This is a genomic window from Microvirga arsenatis (assembly GCF_009910705.1).
Lineage (GTDB): Bacteria > Pseudomonadota > Alphaproteobacteria > Rhizobiales > Beijerinckiaceae > Microvirga > Microvirga arsenatis.
The window spans coordinates 1-22,949 of sequence record NZ_JAAAXJ010000020.1 but is presented as its reverse complement, the minus strand read 5'-3'; the positions used below and the strand labels follow the sequence as shown (position 1 = coordinate 22,949).

General features: G+C 61.6%; 25 protein-coding genes and 2 pseudogenes. 12 read left to right on the top strand and 15 right to left on the bottom strand.

Annotation, left to right across the window (positions count from 1 at the left end; genetic code table 11):
* Nucleotides 1-998, top strand: a pseudogene (locus GR303_RS21225) (2-hydroxyacid dehydrogenase).
* A 169-nt stretch (nucleotides 999-1,167) separates the two neighbouring features.
* Here the strand turns inward: GR303_RS21225 and GR303_RS25530 are convergent.
* The 3 genes from GR303_RS25530 to GR303_RS21210 are packed head-to-tail and all read right to left on the bottom strand — an operon-like array spanning nucleotide 1,168 to nucleotide 3,625.
* Nucleotides 1,168-1,413 carry a TackOD1 domain-containing metal-binding protein gene (locus GR303_RS25530; protein WP_161725691.1) on the bottom strand — a complete coding sequence of 82 codons (246 nt, stop codon included), beginning with the start codon at nucleotides 1,411-1,413 and terminating at the stop codon, nucleotides 1,168-1,170.
* Nucleotides 1,414-1,424: 11 nt separating this feature from the next.
* The gene (locus tag GR303_RS21215; protein ID WP_161725690.1) at nucleotides 1,425-2,480 is read right to left on the bottom strand and encodes an HlyD family secretion protein; all 1,056 of its coding nucleotides are present in this window, start codon (nucleotides 2,478-2,480) and stop codon (nucleotides 1,425-1,427) included.
* A gap of 11 nt (nucleotides 2,481-2,491) precedes the next feature.
* On the bottom strand, nucleotides 2,492-3,625 hold the full coding sequence (locus tag GR303_RS21210; RefSeq protein ID WP_246205758.1) for a glycosyltransferase family 2 protein: 1,134 nt from the start codon (nucleotides 3,623-3,625) through the stop codon (nucleotides 2,492-2,494).
* Nucleotides 3,626-4,348: 723 nt separating this feature from the next.
* On the opposite strand from GR303_RS21210, the gene GR303_RS25525 reads away from it, so the two are divergent.
* On the top strand, nucleotides 4,349-4,867 hold the full coding sequence (locus GR303_RS25525) for a DUF6544 family protein (RefSeq protein WP_425515148.1): 519 nt from the start codon (nucleotides 4,349-4,351) through the stop codon (nucleotides 4,865-4,867).
* A 405-nt stretch (nucleotides 4,868-5,272) separates the two neighbouring features.
* Complete coding sequence (locus GR303_RS24490; protein WP_210254034.1) at nucleotides 5,273-5,470, top strand: hypothetical protein; 198 nt, start codon at nucleotides 5,273-5,275, stop codon at nucleotides 5,468-5,470.
* A gap of 168 nt (nucleotides 5,471-5,638) precedes the next feature.
* Here the strand turns inward: GR303_RS24490 and GR303_RS21200 are convergent, their stop codons facing one another.
* Entirely contained in the window at nucleotides 5,639-5,920 is a 282-nt protein-coding gene (locus GR303_RS21200; protein WP_161725687.1) for a hypothetical protein, read from the bottom strand.
* Between the two features lie 267 nt (nucleotides 5,921-6,187).
* Here GR303_RS21200 and GR303_RS21195 point away from each other — a divergent pair, with 267 nt between their 5' ends.
* Nucleotides 6,188-6,385, top strand: coding sequence for a hypothetical protein (locus tag GR303_RS21195; protein ID WP_161725685.1), 198 nt, complete (start codon nucleotides 6,188-6,190; stop codon nucleotides 6,383-6,385).
* 176 nt (nucleotides 6,386-6,561) lie between these two features.
* Here the strand turns inward: GR303_RS21195 and GR303_RS21190 are convergent, their stop codons facing one another.
* Nucleotides 6,562-8,442, bottom strand: a complete 1,881-nt coding sequence (locus GR303_RS21190) for a PHA/PHB synthase family protein (protein WP_161725684.1) — start codon at nucleotides 8,440-8,442, stop codon at nucleotides 6,562-6,564.
* A gap of 180 nt (nucleotides 8,443-8,622) precedes the next feature.
* On the opposite strand from GR303_RS21190, the gene GR303_RS21185 reads away from it, so the two are divergent.
* From GR303_RS21185 to GR303_RS21155, 7 genes are all read left to right on the top strand, one after another.
* Nucleotides 8,623-9,459, top strand: a complete 837-nt coding sequence (locus GR303_RS21185; protein ID WP_161725683.1) for a universal stress protein — start codon at nucleotides 8,623-8,625, stop codon at nucleotides 9,457-9,459.
* A 31-nt stretch (nucleotides 9,460-9,490) separates the two neighbouring features.
* Nucleotides 9,491-10,072, top strand: a complete 582-nt coding sequence (locus tag GR303_RS21180) for an NAD(P)H-dependent oxidoreductase (RefSeq protein WP_161725681.1) — start codon at nucleotides 9,491-9,493, stop codon at nucleotides 10,070-10,072.
* 85 nt (nucleotides 10,073-10,157) lie between these two features.
* Nucleotides 10,158-11,753: an MBL fold metallo-hydrolase gene (locus GR303_RS21175; protein ID WP_161725680.1), complete on the top strand. Its 1,596-nt coding sequence runs from the start codon at nucleotides 10,158-10,160 to the stop codon at nucleotides 11,751-11,753.
* Nucleotides 11,754-11,886: 133 nt separating this feature from the next.
* Nucleotides 11,887-12,291 carry a hypothetical protein gene (locus tag GR303_RS21170; RefSeq protein WP_161725678.1) on the top strand — a complete coding sequence of 135 codons (405 nt, stop codon included), beginning with the start codon at nucleotides 11,887-11,889 and terminating at the stop codon, nucleotides 12,289-12,291.
* Complete coding sequence (locus GR303_RS21165) at nucleotides 12,288-12,608, top strand: c-type cytochrome (RefSeq protein WP_161725676.1); 321 nt, start codon at nucleotides 12,288-12,290, stop codon at nucleotides 12,606-12,608. The genes GR303_RS21170 and GR303_RS21165 overlap by 4 nt, the downstream gene beginning before the upstream one ends.
* A gap of 431 nt (nucleotides 12,609-13,039) precedes the next feature.
* The gene (locus GR303_RS21160; protein WP_161725675.1) at nucleotides 13,040-13,498 is read left to right on the top strand and encodes a pyridoxamine 5'-phosphate oxidase family protein; all 459 of its coding nucleotides are present in this window, start codon (nucleotides 13,040-13,042) and stop codon (nucleotides 13,496-13,498) included.
* A 5-nt stretch (nucleotides 13,499-13,503) separates the two neighbouring features.
* A complete protein-coding gene (locus GR303_RS21155; RefSeq protein WP_201752467.1) occupies nucleotides 13,504-14,073 on the top strand; it encodes a VIT1/CCC1 transporter family protein in 570 nt (189 codons plus the stop codon).
* Nucleotides 14,074-14,167: 94 nt separating this feature from the next.
* Here GR303_RS21155 and GR303_RS21150 read toward each other — a convergent pair.
* Together GR303_RS21150 and GR303_RS21145 are read right to left on the bottom strand one after the other, a co-directional pair.
* Nucleotides 14,168-15,291: pseudogene (locus tag GR303_RS21150) on the bottom strand (IS3 family transposase).
* Nucleotides 15,292-15,455: 164 nt separating this feature from the next.
* The gene (locus GR303_RS21145; RefSeq protein WP_161725673.1) at nucleotides 15,456-15,914 is read right to left on the bottom strand and encodes a translation initiation factor 2; all 459 of its coding nucleotides are present in this window, start codon (nucleotides 15,912-15,914) and stop codon (nucleotides 15,456-15,458) included.
* Nucleotides 15,915-16,631: 717 nt separating this feature from the next.
* On the opposite strand from GR303_RS21145, the gene GR303_RS21140 reads away from it, so the two are divergent.
* Nucleotides 16,632-17,075 (top strand): hypothetical protein, encoded by a 444-nt coding sequence (locus GR303_RS21140; RefSeq protein ID WP_161725672.1) that lies wholly within the window; start codon nucleotides 16,632-16,634, stop codon nucleotides 17,073-17,075.
* 261 nt (nucleotides 17,076-17,336) lie between these two features.
* Here GR303_RS21140 and GR303_RS21135 read toward each other — a convergent pair whose 3' ends face one another.
* The 8 genes from GR303_RS21135 to GR303_RS21100 all read right to left on the bottom strand — a co-directional run bounded on the left by GR303_RS21135 (nucleotide 17,337) and on the right by GR303_RS21100 (nucleotide 22,701).
* Nucleotides 17,337-17,492, bottom strand: coding sequence for an OmpA family protein (locus tag GR303_RS21135; RefSeq protein ID WP_201752176.1), 156 nt, complete (start codon nucleotides 17,490-17,492; stop codon nucleotides 17,337-17,339).
* Nucleotides 17,489-17,926, bottom strand: coding sequence for an HXXEE domain-containing protein (locus GR303_RS25520; RefSeq protein ID WP_246205753.1), 438 nt, complete (start codon nucleotides 17,924-17,926; stop codon nucleotides 17,489-17,491). Before GR303_RS25520 ends, GR303_RS21135 begins: the two co-directional genes overlap by 4 nt.
* A gap of 274 nt (nucleotides 17,927-18,200) precedes the next feature.
* On the bottom strand, nucleotides 18,201-18,860 hold the full coding sequence (locus GR303_RS21125; RefSeq protein WP_161725669.1) for a helix-turn-helix domain-containing protein: 660 nt from the start codon (nucleotides 18,858-18,860) through the stop codon (nucleotides 18,201-18,203).
* An 831-nt stretch (nucleotides 18,861-19,691) separates the two neighbouring features.
* Entirely contained in the window at nucleotides 19,692-20,129 is a 438-nt protein-coding gene (locus GR303_RS21120; protein WP_161725667.1) for a transposase, read from the bottom strand.
* Nucleotides 20,126-20,374 (bottom strand): transposase, encoded by a 249-nt coding sequence (locus tag GR303_RS21115; RefSeq protein ID WP_161725666.1) that lies wholly within the window; start codon nucleotides 20,372-20,374, stop codon nucleotides 20,126-20,128. Before GR303_RS21115 ends, GR303_RS21120 begins: the two co-directional genes overlap by 4 nt.
* A 265-nt stretch (nucleotides 20,375-20,639) precedes the next feature.
* Nucleotides 20,640-21,409, bottom strand: a protein-coding gene (locus GR303_RS21110) for an IS5 family transposase (RefSeq protein ID WP_161725664.1) whose coding sequence is annotated in 2 segments (ribosomal slippage) — nucleotides 20,640-21,088 and nucleotides 21,088-21,409 — 771 coding nt in all. Because the reading frame shifts where the segments join, the coding sequence is not laid out codon by codon here.
* A 261-nt stretch (nucleotides 21,410-21,670) separates the two neighbouring features.
* Entirely contained in the window at nucleotides 21,671-21,952 is a 282-nt protein-coding gene (locus GR303_RS21105; RefSeq protein ID WP_161725663.1) for a hypothetical protein, read from the bottom strand.
* A 128-nt stretch (nucleotides 21,953-22,080) separates the two neighbouring features.
* Nucleotides 22,081-22,701 carry a hypothetical protein gene (locus tag GR303_RS21100; protein WP_161725662.1) on the bottom strand — a complete coding sequence of 207 codons (621 nt, stop codon included), beginning with the start codon at nucleotides 22,699-22,701 and terminating at the stop codon, nucleotides 22,081-22,083.
* Between the last annotated feature and the right edge of the window lie 248 nt (nucleotides 22,702-22,949).

Below are 22,949 nucleotides of genomic sequence, written 5' to 3'. Positions count from 1 at the left end.
ATGCATGCCACCATCTTCACCACTAAACCTTTTGACAGGCGCTGCCTCGATACCGCAAATGCCGCGGCAGGGCCCGGGCTGTCGTATCTCGAGGTTCGGCTCTCGGCTGAGAACTGTGGCTTGGCGAATGACGCCGATGCGTTGTGCGTATTTGTCAACGGCGAGTTGAACGCGGATATCGTAGCCTGCCTAGCCTCCATGGGCGTGAGGCTCGCGGCCCTGCGCGCGGCCGGATCAAACAACGTCGATCTGCGGCACGACATGAGGGAGTCAGGGTGGCGTGGGTCCCAGCCTATTCTCCCCATGCCGAGCACACTATTCCGCTCATCCTCGCGCTGAACCGCAAGACCCACTGGGCGTACAACCGGTTTAGGGAAGGCAACTTCGTCCTCTAAGGTCTGCTCGGGTTCGACCTCGTCGGGAAGACGGCTGACGTGGCAGGAACAGGAAAGATCGGCGAGGTAGTGAGCAGGGTCTTCACGGGTTTCGGACGCACTGTTCTAGCATATGATTCGCAGCCCACCGCCACCTGCAAGCAGATGGGGTTGCGCGACGTGCCGCTGAAGGAACTGCTGTCGCTCTCCCATAACGTCACCCTGCATTGGCGGCTCACACCTGCCACGCATCACCTCATCGATGCCGGAGGCCTAGAACGGATGAAACGCGGCGTGATGCTGATTAACACAAGCCGGGGGGCGGTGATCGATACCCGGGCGGTACTGCGAGGGCTGAAGGACGGCGCCATTGGGCATCTCGGTCTGAACGTCTACGAGGAGGAGGCGGACCTGTTCTTCGAGGCCCTGTAGCAGCGCTTCAACGATGACGATGTGTTCGCGCGACTGCTGACCTTTCCGAACGTGTTGATCACAGGCCACCAAGCCTTCTTCACCGAGGAGACACTGAGCAATGGGGTCGCGATGACCGTCGAGAACATCACATCGTTCAAGCACACCGGCCAAGCCGTGCATGAGGGCTCTGTCGGGAGGATCGCCCGATAAGGGCATCAGCAAGCAGGATTGACGAGAACGCTGTTGGAGCGGTCCTCCGTCTGGCCTTCGGTTGTGACGCTCGGGGCCGGCTCTGGCCTTCATGTTCAATCCAAAAGTCAAGGGAGGGTTGGGCGAGGACACCGCAGAGCCGCTTCGGTCCCGACCTTGGGGAGTGTCGCTAAGGTGCTATGACGAACTCGGTGCGGCAGCTTGTGCAGAACGCACTTGAGCCGACGACCTCCCAATCGCTGTTCTCATCACGTAGAACTCTCCGGCATTTTGGACAGCGGCAACCCTCATCTGTTGTGTCGAAGTCGTAATCAGGACCGACATAGGCGCAGATCATGTGGTGGATCACCGGAGAGGTCTTCAGGCCCAAGGCTCCACAGTTCGGGCAACTCAAACAGGCCGCATCGGTCCGCATCGCTGTTCACCTCAATCCAATCCTAAGATTCTGACGATGGCTCTGGCGAGCCGATCGGTCAGGCTAGTATAGTACATATGGACATAGACCCTAGAGTTGAGCGCTGGCGCCTGAACGCCGGGATCGAGACGAACGCGCGCGACCTGTCCAGCCGGAGGCTCGCGCAGGATTGAGCCGCGGTGCGTATCGAAGGTATCGGAGATGGGTAGGACCTCGTCAATTGTTCCAAGAGCCCTGGTCTTGCCGAGCACGACGAAGACCTTCTGGCCAGGCTGCGGATCGACCAGACGGAAGTCGGGAATGTACCAATCGATATAGATGTCTCCTGCCTGGAAGATCTCGGCGATCGACGAACCGGCTACCACGGTTTCACCGGCTCTAGTCAGACGTGTCGCGATGATACCTGTCACCGGCGCGAGCACGCGACCGCCATCGAAATCCTTGTCCAGCCGCTCCAGCTGCGCTTGGATCTCCTGCCGCGTCTCTGCCAAACGGGAGAGCTGAGTTGAGGCCTCAGCAGCCTCCGATTCCAACGCCACAACATTTTGAATCGCTTGGGCTCTCTCTCGGTAGACCTCAGTGCGATAGACAAGACTCGCGCTCTCCTGGTTGGAGCTTGCTTCGAAGCGGCGCAGGGTGTCGTCGGCGATACGCAGGCGCGAGCGGACAGCATCAAGCGTGTCGCGGGCGATGCGTGCCTTAACGCGCAGATCCGCCTCGCGGCTAGTGAGATCAGCAATGGCACGCGTGATATTTGATCGCGTCTCATTCACCTGGGGCGAGCGTACGAGAGCGATAGGCGTACCTGCCCGGACCTTGGCTCCTTGCTCCACCTCCATACGCTGAACCTGAACGATATACGGCAGAGAGACGATCTCACGGGGAGCCGAGACAACTCCAGGCCCACTTAGCATAACAGCAGGTGCGCCGAACCGCACGACGAAGAAGCCGATTACGCTCAGAACGCCCAACGCATATATAAGGCGGACAACACGTCCTGCAGGCGAGCGGCGGCTCTCAACAGGGTCAGGAATATAAGGGTCAAGGCGGTGGAGTTGGAGGTTCATGGCAACTTCCTTCAAGTGCGGTGAGCCGTAAGTGCTCGCCTGACCCGGGGAGGGACGTAATCGTCATGACGTGAGGCGGAGAACAGAAGCTCGAACGTAAAGGCCATGCCGCGCACGAGCTTCATCGCAATTCCCTGGTAGAGCGGGAAGATCAATGCGATCGTAAGGCTGAAGAATGTGTGCGACTGACTGACCATCAGGCTTGAGAGTGCGATGTTGAACAGTGAAATCCCGAGCGACAGTATATAACCCCCCCCGAGGAACAGCGGGGTCTCAGGCCCGAACAGGATCACGCAATAGGCAATATAAAACGGGAGCGAGAGGGTCGGGACCAGATCGAAGACGACGAAGTCAAGGCGCTGGAGCGTGTCAGACAACATCTCGGCTCGGAACAGCTTGAGCTCGCCGTATTGGATGAGACGGATCCGAAAGGCGTCTCTATCCCATCGCAGGCGTTGACGCACGAGGTTGATCGCGCTCTCGGGAACGCTCGTTTCCGCCCAGGCCTCCGACACGAAACGCACCTGGTAGCCAAGCCGTCGCAAGCGCAGGGTGAATTCGAGATCTTCGCCCGGGCCTACATCGGGCCCGCCTTGATCCACGAACACGTCGCGCCGGTACATGGAGCAAGCGCCCGAACAGCACGAGATCGCTCCGATCATATTCAGGAACGATTTTCCGGCGCTGATCGACATCAGATATTCGAGGCTTTGAAGCGCCGCCCAGAGTGTTGCACCCGCGTTTCTGACGCCGATATTGCAGCAGGCCGCCGCAACACGGGGATCGTTGAACGCTGCAGCGAGGCGCATAAGTGCGGTGGGCGCAAAGACCGTATCTGGATCCATGGCCAGAAGAAGATCGCCGCGTGCGAAGCGGGCACCTGCATTCACTGCAGGACTGCGGCCGCAGCGGCTGCCGTGGTGAATGACTAAGTCGATCAGGCCTGCCGCGCGCGCCTGTTCGGCTATCGCGCGCGTGCCATCAGTCGAGCCGTCGTTTACGACAATAATTTCAAGTGGAGCTAGCGTCTGCTCGCGCAGCGAGGCAATGGACCGAAGAAGCCCTGAAGCCCCGTTGAAAGCGGGAATGATGACGCTGATCGAGATGTTCTTCCTGACCTCAGTCAGCTGAGGCTTTCGAGTCATCCATAACACGGCGAGAGAGATCAGCGAGATAGTGTAGCGTGGAATTTCGAAGACGAGGACGGCTAAGGCCAGCGGAATCCAATCTGCTTGGCTCAGCAGAAAAACATTTCACTCACGCTGCCTGCCCCAGATAAGGTTTCTTGCGATCTCGTGATCGACCTAAGTAGCCAATTTATGCATTATTTCTTCCCGAGATATGACCTGGATCAAAGGACGGTTGGTGCGAGCACACGGAGGTGGCAGCAAATACCTTTTCGGGGCTCACCTTCCCCGCTTATTGAGATTAAGGCCCATGCACCCAATGCGCCTTATTTTCCCTGCAACAGAGGCAACGGGCTACTAGTCATCTACACCGGAAGAAGGGAGTATGGGCAGTGGTCTTGCCGTCTCGATCGCCGGTGTACCGGCCCTGTGGCTTCTCGGTCCCCGAGGCTATCAGGCTCACAACGAATGGAAGGATGGTCAGGTATAGGTCGAACTTGCCGCTCATGATGTGCGCGGTACGGTCCTGTCTCACCTGCAATAGTTGCCTCCCTGCCGGAACCGGCCCGGCACTACTTCACCTTTGCGATCACCCGAGGAACGCCGCTTCGCACCGTGGTCGTACTCGACATGGTGGGCGAGATCCTAGCGCCGTGGCACGGGTTCGACTGGATGCCCCGGATCGGATCGAGGCTGGGCCGCATCTCGGGACCAGACGCCTGCATCGGGGACTAGGCTTGGATGCGCTTCTGGCTCCTCGACACCGTTCCGGTAGTCCGCGCCAAGGCAACTCCCGATCTGGTCCGCTCCGCTCAGGCCAAGGCCTTCGCTGAGGCACTCTGGGCTCCAGCCTCGCTTCTGCCGGCCAACGGCGTCATCTTGGAGCCCATCGACGCCAACCGTGCGCGGGCAGTCCTCCGCCACGATGGCGAGAGCTTCGCCCTGGAGCTCACGGTTGCAGAGAACGGGCGTCCGCTCTCCGTTGCCATGCAGCGCTGGACAACGACAATCCGGAGCGGGCCTTCCGCTACCAGCCGTCGGGCCCTGTCTCGGCCGGGGATCTCGGCCTGTGGACCATGGCCTGTGCGAAGCTCCTGCTGGTGGTGCGGCTCGCCGGTATCTGGCCCTACCTGCCACTGTGGTTCCTTTTCGTCTTGGCCAAGCTGCTGGCGCTCCCTGCCGCCCGGTTGGCATGGCGCCTCCGGGGGAGACGGCATTCTTCGCTGCCTTCCCCATGGCGGTGGGCCGAGCGCGCCGTAGCCCTTGCCTCGCTGAGCCTCGGGACTGTTCTGTCGGAACTTGCGTTTTCGAGCCGCACACCGCCTGGCAATCCAATCCTCAACCTTGAATTCCCGCTGCGGGACGGCGCCTTCTACGTCGCCGGCGACAGCTCGACCGCGCTGGTCAACGCCTATATCGGCTGGGCAGACACCCCCCGGCTCTGGCGCCGCCGGGGACAACGCAATGCCGTTGATCTCGTCCAAGTGGACTGGATGGCCTTTCGCACAGCGGCAGGAGGCTTCGGTTTGGTTCAGCTGGCCAAACCCGAGGCGTATCTGATCTTCAGCAAGCCTGTCCTCGCCCCGTGCGACCGGCAACTATGTGATCCTACGCTGCGACGGGTTCATCATCCTCCGGGCGCGCCTGCGGAACGGCAGCGTCAGAGTGTATGTGGTCGATGCGATCGCGCTGGACGAGGGGATCGGCGCGCTCGGCAATTCCGGCAAAACCGGGAAGCCGCATCGGCATAGCCATGCGTTGCGGCCCGGCCCTGCCGAAGCGCTCTTGTCGGTGGCGGCGTACCGTTCCGCTTCAGCGGGCGGTTCTCGGCGCGGAACGGCATCGTGGCAGTCGGCCGACTGATCGGTGATCAAGCTGATTGATAGCGGCCGCTCTCGCGCGAGCTTCCACCGCGATACGGATCTCCCTGGGGACGAGGCGAGGGCAGCCGACGCTCCTCAATGACCAGAGGTGAGCACACTCTGTAGAGGATCTACGCCTTTCCATGGGCGGACTGCCCTGTCTGGGGGCTCAGCCGAACGGTGCGTCTATCCGCTCCTTCAGCGCGCAGAGTTCCCGAACATAAGGGGCGCGCTGCTCGGAATGGGCCCGCCGAAGGGCGGAAATCATTTCGTCCCTCCAGTTCCCATCCGATCGAGTGCTTGTGATGGTCTTAAGACTTTTTTCATACGCTAAATCGATATCAGCCAGAACCGCCAGTAAGGATTGAAGTCTCGGAAGAATGTCCGGTGCATAGACCTGACCCGCATTTGGCATGTCTTGGATTGGGGAATGCTCCACATAAGCGATCATTGCGCCCTCCGTTCATCACCTCGGCTGCTTCCCAGGCCATCTAAACCCTGCATAGAACCACACACGGAACTTTCATCGACGCAGGGCAGCTTGGCGGTTGCGGTCATCGGTTACAACCTTGGAGGCATCGTCGGATTCCTGGCCATCATCAGCCTTGATGCAGATCAAGGCGCCTCGACGAAGACAGCGTGAATTTGGCGCAAGGGTTGATTGCTCGTCCGGAACTGGATGGAGATCCGCAATCGGCCCGCGAGGATGGAGGGCGCCATGTTAGGCTGGATTGTCCGGGCACTTCTGGTCGTTGCTGGCATTGTGACAGGCTGGTTCGTCGCGCGAGACGCCGCGATCTTCGGCATCACGCAGGTGATGGTGGCCCTCCTGCTGATCACCGCGGTGGTCGCCATCCTGGCATTCTGGCCCTCGCGATGGACCATCGAGCTCAGTCGCTTTCGTAAGTCGCAGTAGGAGCCAGAACCCCTGGAAGGCGAGGACGCTTCGCCCAAAGGCTCAGCGCACGCCTTAAACCGAGGCTCGACACGTGGGATCGCTTGATGCCCAGAGCCGCATCGCCACCACGACGATCCATGGCATCCTGAAGGTGGCGATCAGCCCGTGGGATCGAAGCGCGTCCACGACCCCCATCAGGCCTGCATCACATAGACGCCGGGCGCATAGTAAAGGGCCGGGTAACCCTGCGCCGGCGCACCCAATGCAGGTGGATCGGTGGGCTCTCCGGAATGTGAAACCAGCCAATGGGTCCATTCCGGCCACCAGGAGCCCTCGAACCGAGGTGCAAGCTTGGTCCAGGTGTTGGGATCGAGATACTGGCCCGTGGCGGATCTCATCAGAACCTGGAAGCTTCCTTTGGCCTGACTGGGATCGGCAACAATGCCGGCGTTGTGGCCGCCCTTCGTGAGAAGGAAGGTTACGTCGGTATCGGCCAGGAGATGGATCTTGAACACCGAGCGCCAGGGCGCCACGTGATCGCGCTCGGTGCCGACCGCAAAGATCGGTGCACGGATGTCACTGATGGCGATGGGACGGCCGTCGACCTGGAAGCGACCTTCTGCGAGATCGTTGTCGAGGAAGAGCTGCCTCAGGTACTCCGTATGCATCCGGTAGGGCATGCGGGTGGCATCGGCGTTCCAGGCCATGAGATCGTTTATGGGCGTGCGCTCGCCCATCAGGTAGTGCCGGACGATCCGCGACCAGATCAGGTCGTTCGAGCGCAGGAGCTGGAAGGCTCCGGCCATCTGCCGGGTGTCGAGATAACCCTGGCTCCGCATCAGGTCCTCGAGGAAATGGAGCTGGCTCTCGTTGATGAAGAGTGTGAGTTCTCCGGCCTCCCGGAAGTCGGCCTGCGCCGCTAGCAGGGACATGGTGGCCAAACGCCTGTCGCCGTCGCGTGCCATGGCCGCGGCTGCGATGGACAGAAGCGTGCCGCCGAGACAATAGCCGACCGAGTGGACCTTCTGATCGGGCACGATGGCGTTCACCGCATCAAGCGCCGCCATCACCCCGAGCTTGCGATAGTCGTCCATGCCCAGGTCGTGATCCTCGGCGGCCGGGTTCTTCCAGGAGATGATGAACACCGTGAAGCCCTGGTCCGTGAGGTAGCGGACCAGCGAGTTCTGGGGCGAAAGGTCGAGGATGTAGTACTTCATGATCCAGGCCGGCACGATTAGGATCGGCTCGGGCCTGACCCTGTCGGTTGTTGGCTCGTACTGGATCAGCTCGATGAGACGGTTGCGGTAGATCACCTTGCCGGGTGTGACGGCTACGTCCCGACCGACCTGGAACGCCTCGGTGCCGGCGGCAGGCTTCCCATGGACAATCCGCTCCCAGTCGTCCGTGAAGTTGCGCAGTCCCTGTACGAGGTTCTGCCCACCCGTCTCCATAATGCGCCGCTGGACGACGGGGTTGGTGGCGATGAAGTTCGTCGGCGAGGTCATGTCGAGGATCTGGCGCACGGCGAACTCGACCACCGCCTCATGCTGCCTCGTGACGCCGTCGACCCCGGTCGTGGCGTTGCCCCACCATTGCTGCTGGAGGAGGAAGCCTTGTTGAATGATGTTGTAGGGCCATTGCCACCATTCGGCCTCGGCAAAGCGGCGATCCTGGGGCACGGGTTGGATGCAGGGCTCGACCGTCCGCCCGGCGGCCGAACATTGAGCCGCGTACTGCGCAAGGCGCTCCCATGCGCGAGCTCCCTTCGCGGCGAGCTCGACCTGTTTGCCTGGAGAGATCATCATATGGACAGCCCAGTCCATGAAGGCTCCGGCCACGGCCGCCGGGGAAAGACCGCCGGTGAGGCGTGCCAGCCCCGCATGGGCGATATGGTCGAGGGAATCCCGGAGCTGGTGCAATTCGGCATCGTTCCAGGTGTCCAAAGGCCTCGGCGGCGCGGTCGCCCGGATGCTGTCGGGTGCCGGCTTGTCAGCGGAAGGAGGTGGTGGAACAACCTCCGACGTCCGTCGGGGACCGCGGCTGCTTCTGAGGGACGCTGATCGGCGAGAGGGCATCTCAGGCTCCGGACATTATCCCTCACAGGAGGGCAGGGGACCGGCCGCACATTGGCAGGTGCGCTGGCTCAGAGCGTTGCGCTGAATCAAAGCATCATCCGGGATTTCGACTACATCAAGGTTCTACCGCTCCCCTGGCGAGGAACTATCCCGCCTGGGCAGGCCAATGAGGAGTAGACGATGATCAAGGACGTGATGGTCCATCTGGACGGCAGCCCCGAAGACGACAATCGTCTGGAGTACGGTCGGGCTCTGGCATCCGGAGAAGGGACCCATCTTATCGGCATCTTCACCAACCTGCTCCCTGACCTCTCGATCACCATGCCGTTCGATGGCGGCGGTGCCGCGATCGTTCAGATTGTGACCGAATTGGAGCAGCAGACCCGCAAGGACGGCGATGTAACAGCAGGGCGTCTGACGGACAGACTCTCGGGCCTTCAAGAGAACGCCGAACTGCGTCGCTTCGACGAGATCTTCGGTACCATGTCAATCAAGGTCGCCGAGCAGGCCCGCTATGCCGACCTCTTCGTCGCCACGCGTCCCTATGGTGCAGGCGACACGCCCGTCTGGCTCGACCTCGTCGAGTCGGTGCTCTTCGGCAGCGGGCGCGGTCTTCTGATCGTTCCGCCCGGCTACCGCCAGCCGGGGCCCGTGAAGACGGTTTTGGTGGCCTGGAACGGCAGCCGGGAGGCCGCTCGCGCCTTGGGCGAAGGGCTGGGGTTCGTCCAGGACGCCGCGCGCACCGTCGTCCTGATGATCGATCCCAAGGCCGCCCCCCTTATGGGCCAGGACATCGAACGGCATCTCGCCCGCCACGGGGTCACGGCGGAGGTCTCTGCGGTCGAGAGCCGGGGGCGCCGGGTTGCGGATGTGGTTCTCGACGAGGCGCGCCGCGTATCCGCCGATCTCGTCATCATGGGAGGGTACGGCCACACCCGCCTGCGGGAGCAGGTGTTCGGCGGGGCAACCCTGGACATGCTGACAATCTCCGATCGCCCCGTTCTCCTGGCCCATTGAGCGGAACGCAGCCCCTGCTGGAGGAGCCGGCATGACGCGCATCACCATCATTCAAGGTCATCCGACGTCCGACCTCCGGCATTTCTGCCATGCCCTAGCCGATGCCTATGCCCAGGGAGCGGCCGAAGGCGGACACGAGGTACGCGTCGTTCCGGTGGCCGACCTCGACTTTCCGCTCCTGCGCTCCAAGAGCGACTGGGAGGGCGCGTTGCCGCCTCCCGCGATTGCTGAGGCGCAACAGGCGCTGGCGTGGGCCGAGCACGTCCTCATCATCTATCCCCTCTGGCTCGGCGGCATGCCGGCGCTGCTCAAAGGATTCATGGAGCAGGCGTTCCGGCCAGCCTTCATGACGGGCGGCACGGCTGGCGCGAGCTGGAAGACCGCCCTCAAGGGCCGCTCGTCGCGGATCGTCATCACCATGGGCATGCCCGCTTTCGCCTACCGCTGGTACTTCGGGGCGTACAGCCTCAGGAGCCTCAAGCGCAGCATCCTGGCCCTGGTCGGCATTGGCCCGAACCGCCATACCCTCGTCGGCATGATCGAGGGGATGAGCGAGGCCAAACGCAGGGCATGGCTCGCCGCCGTGCGCAAGCTCGGAGCGAGAGCGCGGTAGGCGTGAAGATCGCCTGCGGCTCGACGGTGATAGAGCAAAATGGCATCTTCCATTCCCGAATCCTTCCTTGATCCAGGAGACCGTCTTGTCGCTTCGCCTTCACTTCCTTGGCGCTGCCCGCACCGTGACGGGCTCCTGCTTCCTGCTTGAGACGGACGCGGCCCGCGTGCTGGTCGACTGCGGGATGTTCCAGGGATCGAAGGAGGAAAGGGAGCTCAATTACCAGCGCTTCCCCTTCCGCGCGGCGGGAATCAGCGCCCTGTGCCTCACCCACGCGCACATCGATCACTCCGGTCTCGTGCCGAAGCTGGTGAAGGCCGGGTTCGACGGGCCGATTTATGCCACGCCGGGCACAGCCGATCTCGCCTCGATCATGCTTCCGGACTCCGGCTACATTCAGGAGATCGAGGTCAGTCAGCTCAACCGCCGCAACAGCCGGCGCGGACGGGAGACGGTGTCCCCCATCTACACGGAAGAGGATGCCGTCGCGTCCCTCGAGCACTTCTGTCCCGTGCCTTATGGCCAATGGCAGGATGTCGCCCCGGGCTTTCGGGCCCGTTATTGGAATGCGGGCCATCTTCTGGGCTCGGCCTCCATTGAGATGGAGGTGACGCATGGTGTGAACGAGGAACCGACCCGTCTTCTGTTCTCCGGGGATATTGGTCCTGACCACAAACTCCTTCAACCCGATCCGGACGGGCCGCGCGACCTCGATTACGTCGTCCTTGAATCGACCTACGGCGGCACCGACCGCGCCGGCACCAACATCCAGCGCCGCCGCCGGATGCTGCGTGACGAGGTCCGGGCCGCGATGCATCCGAGCGGCGCGTTGCTCATTCCATCGTTCGCGGTTGAACGAACGCAGGAACTCCTCGTCGACCTTATGGAGCTGATGGAAGCGGGTGAACTGCCGGACATTCCGATCTTCATCGACTCGCCCCTGGCCTCGAAGGCCAGCGCTATCTTCAAGCGGCATGCCGGGGAACTCAGGAATGGCGCCGATCTAGTCCAGGCGCTCGAGTCCCGATGGGTGCGCTTCACGGAGACTGTCGAGCAGAGCAAGGCCATCGACCGCATCCACAGCTTCCATATCATCGTTGCCGCAAGCGGCATGTGCGAGGCGGGTCGAATACGGCATCACCTGAAAGCCTGGCTTTGGCGGGATGAGGCCACCGTCCTCTTCGTCGGCTTCCAGGCGCAGGGCACGCTCGGACGGATCCTGCAGGACGGCGCCTCGAAGGTCCGGATCCAGGGTGAGGAGATCAAGGTCCGTGCCCGCATGCGGACGCTCGACCTCTACTCGGGGCATGCAGACGGGCCGGAGTTGAAGTCGTGGCTCGCCGATCGCCTTCCGGTCCGGCGTGGGATCTTCCTGGTTCATGGCGAGGACGCGCCGCTCAGGGCGCTGCAATCGACCCTTGCCGATCTCGATCGCACGCCGGCCGCCATCATTCCGGGGATCGATGACATCTATGACCTGACGGGCGAGGGGGCGGTTCGGATCGAGAGGCATGAGCAGCGTCTGCCGGGTGCGAGCGTCGGGCACCGTGACTGGCACAACGATTATGCCGAGCTGCTGCTCGAGATCAACGATGCCATCGAGGCGGCCGCAGACAAGAAGGCAAAGGGAGCGATCATCCGGCGCATCAAGGACGCCCTGAAGGACAGAGCCCGCGAGTAGCCTCGGATTGGCCCTTTCGGTCCGGGACCGGCTCCGTATTGATCCGGATCAAGGCGGCCGGGCGGAACCCTCCTTAAGCTTTGCCACAATGGCGTGGCTCATTCGGAAAGGCAGCCATGCCAAGGAGGAATCGATGCTCCATCACATCATACTCCATCTGGCCCGCAGCAAGCAGTTCCCGGACGGGAGCCCACGGTACGGCTACGAGATCACCGCTCCCCTCGATCCACGGGGGCGTCTGGACCAGGTCGAGTGGGCGGACAAGCGCGAGTACTGCCGGGTCCGCCGCTTCTGGGCCGACGAGGGCGAGCGGCATGGCATTCTGGTCCATCGTCCAGGTGGATCTGGTGGCGCGACATGGATGATCGACTATAACCAGGATCGTCCCGGTGATGAGGAGGCGGGCTATCACCTGCATCAGCATCGTTTCGTTGTGGGCGAGTACGTCACCATGCAGGACGATGACGGGAAGCCCCATACGTTCCAGATCGTCTCCGTGAAGGTGGCCGAACCCGCAGGACCGGAAGCGCAGCGATGAAGAGGCGCCTCACACTCGTGGGCATTTCGCTCGCGCTGGGTTCATCGGCCCTCATGGCCCAATCGGGACGCGTGCAGCGCGGGTTCACGTTCGCCCAGACGAACTGCTCCCAATGCCATGCCATCGGTCGCGTCGGCGAGAGCCCCATTCCGGAGGCGCCGCCCTTCCGGATCCTCCATACCCGCTATCCTATCGAGAGCCTGGCGGAGGCTTTCGCGGAGGGCATCACGACAGGCCATCCCTCCATGCCCCAGTTCCAGCTCGATCCAGCGCAGATCAACGATCTTCTCGCCTACCTGAATTCCATACAGGGCTAGGGTTCGCCTTCCCCGGTGCACCACGAGGAACAACATCTTGGCGAGCGAGAGCTCCTTCATGCTCTCGCCCGGAGAAGCAGCGCCGGAACGCCGCCGTCTCCTTGTCGGATCGGCAGGGGAGGAACAGGGGTGCCGGGCCGTTCTTCAGCATTGAAGGCATGGGATCCTGCGCCATCGTTCCGATTCGTGGAAACTCACTTTCCTTAAGGCGTCATGCCGAAGGATCAGGCAAGACACCCGCGGGAGCGCGCGGCAGCCTGGCGGAGGTCCGAGGTGCCATTCCCGACGAACCCGGCTGAAATCATGGGTGGCTCGATTCCACTCGGCATTGACCGTGATCAAGGCGCTTCGGCGGGGATGAAGCCAATGTGGTTCGACGGGCCGTCCCGATGCCTGACTGGCCGTCCGGGAAACGAGTAGAGGATGACGTTATGAACGCAAGCATGCGCGAAGAGATCCTGTCCATCCTGCACAGCGCGAACGACATGACGATAGCGACGGTCCGTGGCGACGGATACCCGCATGCCACGACGGTCAGCTACGCCCACGACGGGCTGGACATCTACTTCGGATGTGCGGAAGGGTCCCAGAAATCCCGCAACATCGGCCGCAACGACAAGGTATCCCTGACGGTCAACCTGCCGTACACAAACTGGGGCGAGATCCGCGGCCTCTCGCTCGGAGGTCATGCGACCCGCCTCACGGATCCGCGGGAGATCGCGCTGGCAGGACAGCTCCTGCTCCGGAAGTTTCCTCAAGGAATCGCGGAGTATGCCACGGGCACGCTCGAGGGTGTCGCGTTCTTCAGGATCGCCCCGAAAGTGATCTCCGTCCTCGATTACCGGAAGGGCTTCGGCCACACGGAACTTGTCAGCATCGAACCGACATGACTTTCATGGATTCCTGCACATCCATGCCTTGCAACGGGTTCCCGCACTCCACCCGCCCGGCGCCTCACGGGGCTGTGTACCGCCTGGTCGGCAAATACCTTCCCGATCTCATATACGGAGCCAATGACGGGATCATCACGACCCTGGCGGTGGTGTCTGGCGTGACCGGTGCGGCGCTGTCGTCCAAGGTCATCCTCATTCTGGGCTTCGCTAACCTCGTGGCGGACGGCTTCTCCATGGGTGCGAGCAATGTCCTATCGCGCCGCTCGGACGTGCAGAGCAGCGCGATCCCGACGCTGGCCGCCGCGGCCAGCCATGGCTTTGCAACCTTCCTCGGCTTCATCATCGCCGGCCTCATTCCGCTTCTCGCTTATCTGCTGCCGTGGTTCGATGGCGACCGGTTCGCCGCAGCAACCACGCTGGCTCTAGTGACGCTGTTCACGGTGGGGGCAGGCCGTGCCTTCTTTACCGGCCGCGGCTGGCTCGTATCGGGCCTGGAGATGCTGCTCGTGGGGGCGCTGGCAGCCGGCGTGGCTTACGGCGTGGGTGCCCTCGGAGCCGCGCTCGTCGGCTGACAAGGCAACACCGTGCTCCGTCGGCTCGGTCGGCTCCCTCTATCGCTGCGGTCCCATGAGTGGCCAGCCCCCATGAGGTGGTCCGGGGTTAATGTTAGTGCATGATCGGCCGCGGTGCTACGGCCGGGGTGGCCGGCGAAGCTGGTTGGGGTTGCGCAGCCGGCCATAGCACCGTCTCCGGGGCGGGCGGTCTGTAGCCCAACGATGAGTGCGGGCGGATGGTATTGTAGTGGCGCCTCCAATTTTCGATCACAATCCGGGCCTCCTTGAGCGTGTAGAAGATCTCTCCTTTCAGCAATTCATCCCGAAGCTTCGAGTTGAAGCTTTCACAGCAGCCGTTCTCCCACGGGCTGCCCGGCTCAATGTAAGCCGTTTTGGCACCTACAGCCGTGATCCACTCACGCACGGCTTCGGCCACAAACTCGCTGCCGTTATCGGAGCGAATATGGCCCGGAACACCGCGCAGGATAAACAGATCCGAGAGCACGTCGATCACATCGACCGCTTTCAACTTCCGGTTCACCCGGATAGCCAGGCACTCGCGCGTGAACTCGTCGATGATGTTGAGCATGCGGAACTTGCGCCCGTCATGGGTGCGATCCTCGACGAAGTCGTAACTCCAGACATGGTTGGGATACTCCGGCCGCAGCCGGATGCAGGATCCGTCATTGAGCCAGAGCCGCCCCTTCTTCGGTTGTTTCTGTGGCACTTTCAGCCCCTCCCGCCGCCAGATCCGCTAGACCCGCTTCTTGTTCACCCGCCGGCCCGCCTCCCGCAGCAGAGCGGTGATGTCGGCGGTCAGAGCCGCCTCGTCATCCGGGGTGGTGGGGATCTTGCGCTGGGTCGAACGATGCTGGCCGAGAACACGGCAGACTCGTCGCTCGGACAGGCCCAGTTCGGCCCTGACGTGCTCCACGCAGGCGCGGCGGCGGGCGGGGCTTAGAAGTTTCCCTTGGCCGCCTCTTTCAAAATCATCTTATCGAGGGTGAGGTCGGAAACGGCCCGGCGCAACCTGGCGTTCTCGGCCTCCAGTTCCTTCAGGCGCTTGATCTGGTCGGATTTCAGCCCGCCGTACTCGGAGCGCCAGCGGTAGTAGGTGACCTCCGTCACGCCGATCTGCCGGATCGCCTCGGCTACCGTGCGGCCTTGCGCCGTCAGCACGTCCACCTGCCGCAGCTTCGCGACGATTTCTTCGGCCGTGTGTCTCTTCTTGCTCATCTTTAGTCCTCCATTCGGCTTGAAAGCCATACCTCAGGGAGGACCACCTCTCAGGGGGCAGACCAGCCAGAGTTCAGTGGCAACCCAAAACATCAGGATCGGTCTTGGCTTGCAAAACAAGCTCCGGCTGGTGACTGAGGCTGTGGAGGTTGCGTCTTTACCGGCTACGATGTCGGAGGAGCAGCTTCCTTGACCGGCCCTCGAGCAGGGGCGGGTTTGCGGGCTCGGTACTTCGAGGAGACCGCCAGCGGCACCAAGCTGACCGTGACGGGATTGGGATAGTGCTCCAGGGTCGCTCCGGTCGCTGCATCAACGCCCATGCCAACAAGGCCGCCGATGAGCACGTTGCCGGCAAAGCCCGCTGCGCCGCTGCCGGCAACGCGGGTCTGAACCATCACGTCCTGGCTCTCGTAGCCGTCCTTGGAGAACGTCGCAACGAACTCTGACTTGCGGTCGACTTGTAACGTGCAAGGTGTCGTGGGGCAGGTCAGCCCGGTTGAGGTCCGCATCGCGGCTGGAGGCGAGGAGTCGAAGGTGATCTGTTCCGTCGTGCCGCGCGTGACCGTGGCACAGGCCCCCAACGACAGGGATCCTGCCATGACTGTGAGTAATGAAAGACGCATTGTCGCTCCCAAAGGTGGCTCGGCTTTCGGTTGATTCACCAAGCTGAAGCCTACAACCCGGAGGGTAGAATGCGGATTATTCTCCTGGCAATACCGTTCAGGAAGAAGCGATGCTTGTCACCGCGTCTGTCCCTCCTGCCAGGGAAGGACCAGACGCTCGCGCACCAAGATCTAGCTTTCTTCGCCGCTCCTGACCCTAATCGTCACCAAGTTCTGGGCGGAGATTGGCTCGTCCGCGATTGGTCGATCGGCAGGGCGGGTGATCTCACCCGGGACAAGCATCTGGCCTGGCCACAAGGCAAACGCCCCGCTGAGGGTGGAACCACACTCAGAGCGGGGCGTCGAGCGTTCGGTCTCGGAGCCGCAGGGGCACGGACGGGCCGGAGCGCTTGGCTCAGAGCTAAACCTTTGCGCGCGGGTTTCGATCATTGAGATGGAGTACCCCGGCCGTAACCAGCCAATCTCTTTCGGAGCAGCGGACCCACGCAGGCTCCAACAGCCGCACCGATGCGAGCGGGGCTGAGGAACAGGAACGTGGCGATGGAGCGCAGGCTCTCGCGCAGGCCTGCCCCGGCTACTGGGAACGAGCCAAGGCGGAGGTTTGAGGAGGGGACCCCTCTGAGGCGCTCCAGTGCCGGCGGACACCAGCACCAAGTTTGTGCTGGAGCAAAGCGGCCAGGGGACGACAGCCTATCTTGGCCGGGGCAGGAGGCTTTCATGAGTTTGATGACGACACTGAGGCGCTGGTGGTCCAGCAGGCAGGCACGGAAGGAGTTGGCCTGTCTCAGCATCCATGAGCATGCGACCCTTGCCCGGGACCTCGGCCTCTCATCAGATCAGCTGGACCGGATGGCGGCCCATGGCGCCAGGGGCGGAGCGGACTTGCACCGGTTCCTTGACGCCATGGGACTTGCACCGGAATGGCTCGAGCTCACCCGTCCCACCGTCCTTCGCGAGATGAGCATCGTCTGCTCGGCCTGCCCGGTGGCCAGGCTCTGCCGGCGCGACCTCGAGCGCGGGTGGGCGCCGGCCGTGAGGCGCTACTGTCCCAACATCATGACCATCGACGCCATACTCGCCGAGAGAAGCCGCTTGCATCGCCGAGGGCGGCCGCTGTCGCAACTGATCGCAGAGGGCGTCACCGTTCTGGCGGACCGGTAGGACAGGAGCATGCGGCTTGTCTATGCGGTCCTGACCTGCGACAGGACCCCACTCCAGCCTCAGGCCGTAGTTCCCCGCGGCCCGCAGCAGTGCGTGCGCTGTTGCCCTGCCTGTTGACCGGCTGATTGAGGTGCCGATTGCCGGTGCTTTTTCCACAATCAACCAAAGGGGCCGAGCGCTTGCATGCCTTCTATCAGCTCACGGTTCTCGACACCTCCTCGTCGCCGCTGCCAGGAATGGCTCCACGATTTACCTGACGCTCTAACGGGTCGGCGTCACCAGGATCTCGACGCGGCGGTTCTTCTGCCGCCCCTCCGGATCGTCGCTTCCGTCCGGCCTGGCGTTCGGAGCCACAGGATGGCGCTCGCCGAAGCCCATGGTGAGAACATGGTGCCCAGGCAGCGCGACCGAATTCAAAAGCGCGGAATCAATTGCGATGCCAAGCTTAAGATTGCGAGAAGAAGCGGTCCATGGAGAAGGAAGGCCAGGGGTACAAGAGCAACCATCGCCTTTCCTGAGTACCAGCGATCCCGCCATGCTCGCCCCAGTAATAGCATTGAGAAGGGGAAGTTTATCAGGAGTGCCGTGAAAAGTCCTGGCACATAGCCGCCTGTTTTGACTGCAGCCATGAGATGGCTGAGCACATTGAGAAGGATTGTCGCTTGAACGGCTAGGAGAGCATAAGCCGGCCAGCCACTAGGCTGTCGATGACCCATCGAAGCGAGGATCAGCACTGGCGCAACAGTGACGACGACGAGCGCGACGAGAAAACTCGAAAACGTGATATCGGGGAGGATAGCGCGGAGAACGTCGGGTACCTGACCGAGCAGCAGGGGCAGAGCCTGCCCCATCCCAAAGGCCTCTTCAGCGTTGTGCAGGGCAAGAAGCACGGGTACAAAACAGAGGAGACGGTGCCCGTTTAACCGAAAGCACGATCTGCCTGTCACCTGCATAGCCGTAACACCGAGATGCAAGCCTGCATCATGTGACACCGATCTCCGGCACGAGGCAGACTCCAGCCTGGATGCGCCCGTCATTGTCCAGGGCAGTCGAATGGTTGCTGCGAGTCACAGGACCGGTTCCGCAGCTGATGATTGCAGGAGCGTCCCGGTGCCGCCCGTCGGCTTAGCTGTCCAGGCGGCGGAGCGCTGCCTTGTTCGTGAGCTGGATCGAGCGGCGGTGAGCTGGCAGTTCGATGATGTTCTGACGCTCGAGCTGCGTAAGCGTGCGCGAGACCGTCTCAATGGTGATCCCCAAGTGATCAGCGATGTCGGTGCGCGACATCGGTAGGTCCACGTGATCGTCGCCAAGACGCTCGGCGAGGTCGAGCAGGAAAGTCGCGATTTTCTCCAACGCACTCTTGCGGCCGAGCAGCATCATGTGGTCCTGCGCCCGCTCCAACGACCGCATCATGGCGTTCACGACCTGGCAGGCAAAGGCGCCATCCTGGCTGGCGAAGCTTTCCAGGCTGCATCGGCGATAGGCAATGACGGTGGCCTCATCAACGGCCTCGGCGGAAAAGCGGTGCTCGTCACCGGCCTCAATCCCGAAGATGTCACCGGGCAGATGGAAGGCGCTTATCTGACGGCGACCGTCGGAAAGGAGCTTCGAGGTGCGGATGGCACCCGACACGACTTTGTAGAAGAATGCAGCCCGGTCGCCTTCGCCGAACAGCTCCTCGTCCTTGGCGAGTACGCGGGTGGCGCCGAGCACCTTCACCTCGGGGGCACGCCGCACCGGCTCGGCATAACCGCGGATTGCGGGAGCGGGAAGGGCAGTCTGCATTGGGAAACTCACGTCACATCGTGTGGCTGACATGAGCCTTGGAGTAGCGGCTTTTGATCTACCGCAACATCCCGATGCTTCCCCTAAGGGGTTCTACGGAGGTGCGGCAAGGGCGCGATGGATGAAAGAGCACTTCCTGTCGCCATGGTTAGCGATCTCTCCCACGTCGGTGAAGCATACGGAAAACCACGGGTAACCCTTGGGCCAGCGTGATAGTTCGAACGCCATTATACTGGCATTCGGGAACGGTGCTTGAAACTGATCCATGCCTCTGACGGTACGGCCGGCGTGGCGCAGACACCACCCAGCAGAAGCGCTCTCTTCTCACATAAGGCAAGGGATCATCCGCCCTTTAAGACGAACTGGGAATCACATTGGGAGGCGGTGAACGACATTCGTCCGCGCCTCTGACATGGCTTCCCATGCGAGTTCGGCCAGTACACCAAAGCGCTCCCGGTGAGCGGCCGAGGCCCAGATCACCTCGAGTTGCCCACTGGTGTCCCGCAAAGCTATTACCGCCCCGTCCCAGCGGGAATGAGTCAGCCCTGGCTCAGCCGAGCCGGAGCCTGTTTCTTCGGGCCAGACTATGCGGGCAATTGCGCACATCACGCCAAAAGCCTGATGCAGCCGCGAGATGCGATCTTGCTCGGTCTCTTCGTTATGAGCCGATATGGCGGGGTATTGGTGCAGGCTGCTCATCGTTGTTCAGGCTAACGTCATCAGGATCTGGGATTGCTTGATCATATTGCATAAAAGCAGCTTAGACGGGAAGCGGCTGAAGGCTGACCAGCCACCTAAAGGCACACATCGCGAAAGCCTCCGCACCCGCCGCTACCAGGTCCTGTCTGACGGGCTGATCGTGCGCAGGTACTGGCGTATGAAAGCGAGCTTCACCATCGCAGCGAAGTTGACAGCAAGCTTCTCCTGCCGGGTGGCCATGGAACGGCAACCTTTCAGCCATCCCACACAGCGTTCGATCACGTTGCGTCTGCGGTAGAGGTCTGTATGGAAGGATTGCGCGCAGCCCCGCCCCATGTTGCCGCCGGTGCGTGGCAGAATCACGGGTCGAATATGGCACCGCCGCAGATAACGGAACACAGGCCGGTAGCTGTAGGCCTTGTCACCCGCCAGATACTTGGGTCTTGTTCGTGGACGGCCTCTCGGATTGGGTAGGGGGACAGCCCTTAGGGTCTGCTCGAACACCGGCGCCTCGTGCCGTTGCCCAGGTGTGAGCGTAAAGGCCAGCGGCAGGCCTGCGCCATCGCTCACCAGGTGGATCTTGCTGCCGAAGCCGCCCCGGGAGAGACCGAGCGGCTAGCTCGGACACTGGTGCTGTCGATGCACCACAGATCCAGATCGATCAGCCCCTCGGCATTCAGTTTGAGCCGGAGCTGATCCAGGATCGTGTCGAACAACCCGTCACGGCGCCACCGGGTCGAGCGCTCATAAACCGTTTGCCAAGGACCGTAGCGTTCGGGCAGGTCGCGCCACTGCGCTCCGGTACACAACGTCATTCTTCTCTGCGACTGCCTTTCGGAGGAGGCCGCTGGGACCATGAAACAGTTGAAAGAACGATATCCTGAAGCCGCGTCATCGCTCTGGATGACAACCTCAATCCTTGCCATGTCGATGAACTCTGCGCCGTTAGGCTCGACAGTTTATCCCTGACCGGGATGTCCCCCAGCTGCCCATCGTGGAACACTGGAGTTGATGATGCTGGGTCACTTGTTCCTGCCGATCTTGGTCAGCTTTGCGCTATTTGAGCAAGGCTAGGTCCTGTTAGGTCTTGAGCCAGTCGAGTGTGGCTGCGAGACAGAGAATGCCCATGAACGATGAGGCTGTCTTCTCGTAGCGGGTTGCAACAGCCCGCCACTCCTTCAGCCTGGCCCAGAGCCGCTCGACAACATTGCGATTGTTGTAAATCCACTCGGGGCATGCCACCGGCGCCTCATTGGACTTGGCCGGGATCGCCGGTCTCGCACCGAGGCTCCAGATGTGCCCGCGGAAGCTGTGACTGGAATAGCCACGATCGGCCACCACCCAGTTCGGCACGTCCGACAGGCTGTCGAGCAGCGGAATGGCGTCAGGCAGCTCGTGCGCCTGACCGGGCGCGATCCGAAACGCGATGGCGCGTCCGAGACCGTCGGCGATCACGCAAGCCTTGGTGCCATAGCCGCCACGCGATCGGCCAAGTGCTTCACGATCGTCTCGTTGAGCTTGAGAGCCCCTTTTCGGCGCGCTCCGGCGGCTTTCTGATGCGCACGCACACTGGTGCCGTCGAGGAATGTCATGCCCAGCTGGATCCCACGTTCCTGCACCAGGTTTAGCAGACGCTCCCAGACACCCAGGCGAGCCCAGCGGATGAAGGTCTGAGCGGCCCGCCACCAAGGGCCCAGTTCACAGGGGAGAGCGCGCCACTTGGCGCCATTCTGATGCCGCCACAGGATCGCCTCCATCGTGCGACGCAGATCGTGCGGTGGGGTTTTGCCCTTCGGACGGCACTGTTCCACCAAAGGCTCCAGCATCGCCCATTGCGTGTCCGTCAGCATGGCTCCTCCTCAAACAGGACGAGCAAAACGCCTCCAGGTGCAAAGGGTTCAAGTCATAACAGGCCGTAGATGCCGCGCGAATATTAGAATGAGCGCTGGGCCAGCCAGAAAACAGGTAATGATGGCTATTGCTCGCATCTGAATCTGCGTCCCTTTCGCTCCTGGGAGTGTGGACTGTTAGGCGCTTCAATAAACCTCATAAAGGGACGTCCAAGGACGGTGCGGATAAATCTCGGCGCACGCGCCTGGTTGTCCGTCGAGCTAAGGGCCGTTCAGGAAGTCCCTTACTGAGCGATAATAATCACCGATCGAGAAACCACGGCTCCTCAACGCGAATATCATTCCATAATAACCGCCGATAGGTAAACCCAATAGTGTAAAAAGGATTCCCGCATAGAGAGGGAATAAGTGATGAAGATCTAGTCCTAGTGGCTTCACCAAGCTTCCTAAAAGCATGACTGCAACGAAGCTTAGAACAAAGAATACTATGAGGCCGAGCATGGCTCCAATCGCAGCAAAGCAGATGATCTTGACGGCCATCATGGTGGAGCTTGATCCTCGGTCGTGGGGAACGCCCATCACAATCTAACCGAGCCTCTGCACGGTTTGTAAGGAAACGGATCGGAATTTCGGGGCAATTGTCTTGTACCTGTGTGAGGCGGCGAGCCAATCTACACCCTCGGTAGACGCGCTGTAACCCTGATCCGGTTTGGCCCGAGATCGTCGCATGTCACGTACTTTGCATGAATGTCCCTGAGGATTTCGGTGTCACTCTCCAGTCTGGCCTCACCCGACATGCTACCGCTGACAAGGATTGGCCGATCGTAAATGCTGCTGAACCTGTCTGAACGGATGAAGCTGTTAATCTGAGAGCACCTGACGGGGCTGTAAAAGGTTGTCCTGTATTCGACCCTGAGCATGCCGCGGCTCATCCTGTGCTCCAAGATCAAATCACACGATTGGGCTTTCAGCTCGTCCAGCCAGACGAGGTGCCTCCTGTCGCTCTCTGCTTTTGGCAGTGTGGCGCGCAAAGTTTCTCTGAATGGCTTGTATGTGTGATCGTCGCATTTGTGCTTAGGAGCAAAACTGTGGGCGCGGACGCCGGTATCCAGGTAAAGGATCGTCCTTTCCAGGTAGCGGTAGATCACCTGGCCGATGTCTCCAGTGCGCCAAGTGCCGACATAAAAGCCGTGGATCGTATTCGCCGCGAGAGCTTTGCTGCCTCCCGCATCCGGTAGGCCAAGAGTGAAAGCGGTTATCGAGAGAGCGCGCAGGAGGGGCGTGATGTTCAACGGCATTTGTTGGGGTGGCCTTTCACTCCGGCGAAGAGGCCAATTGTCCGAGACAGCATGACCTGAATACTTGATTGGATGAGTTATGATTGCACCATCATCCTCACCATGGCTACTTGGGTGGTGCCGTCGCGAGCTGTGTTGAAATTCGGGTGGCGCGATCTCCGGCATGAACATCGTATTGGGTCAGGCGGCGAGGTCAATCGTCTCCTTCGGGGCTGACGCTTGTGTCAGCGTCTTCCAGCCGT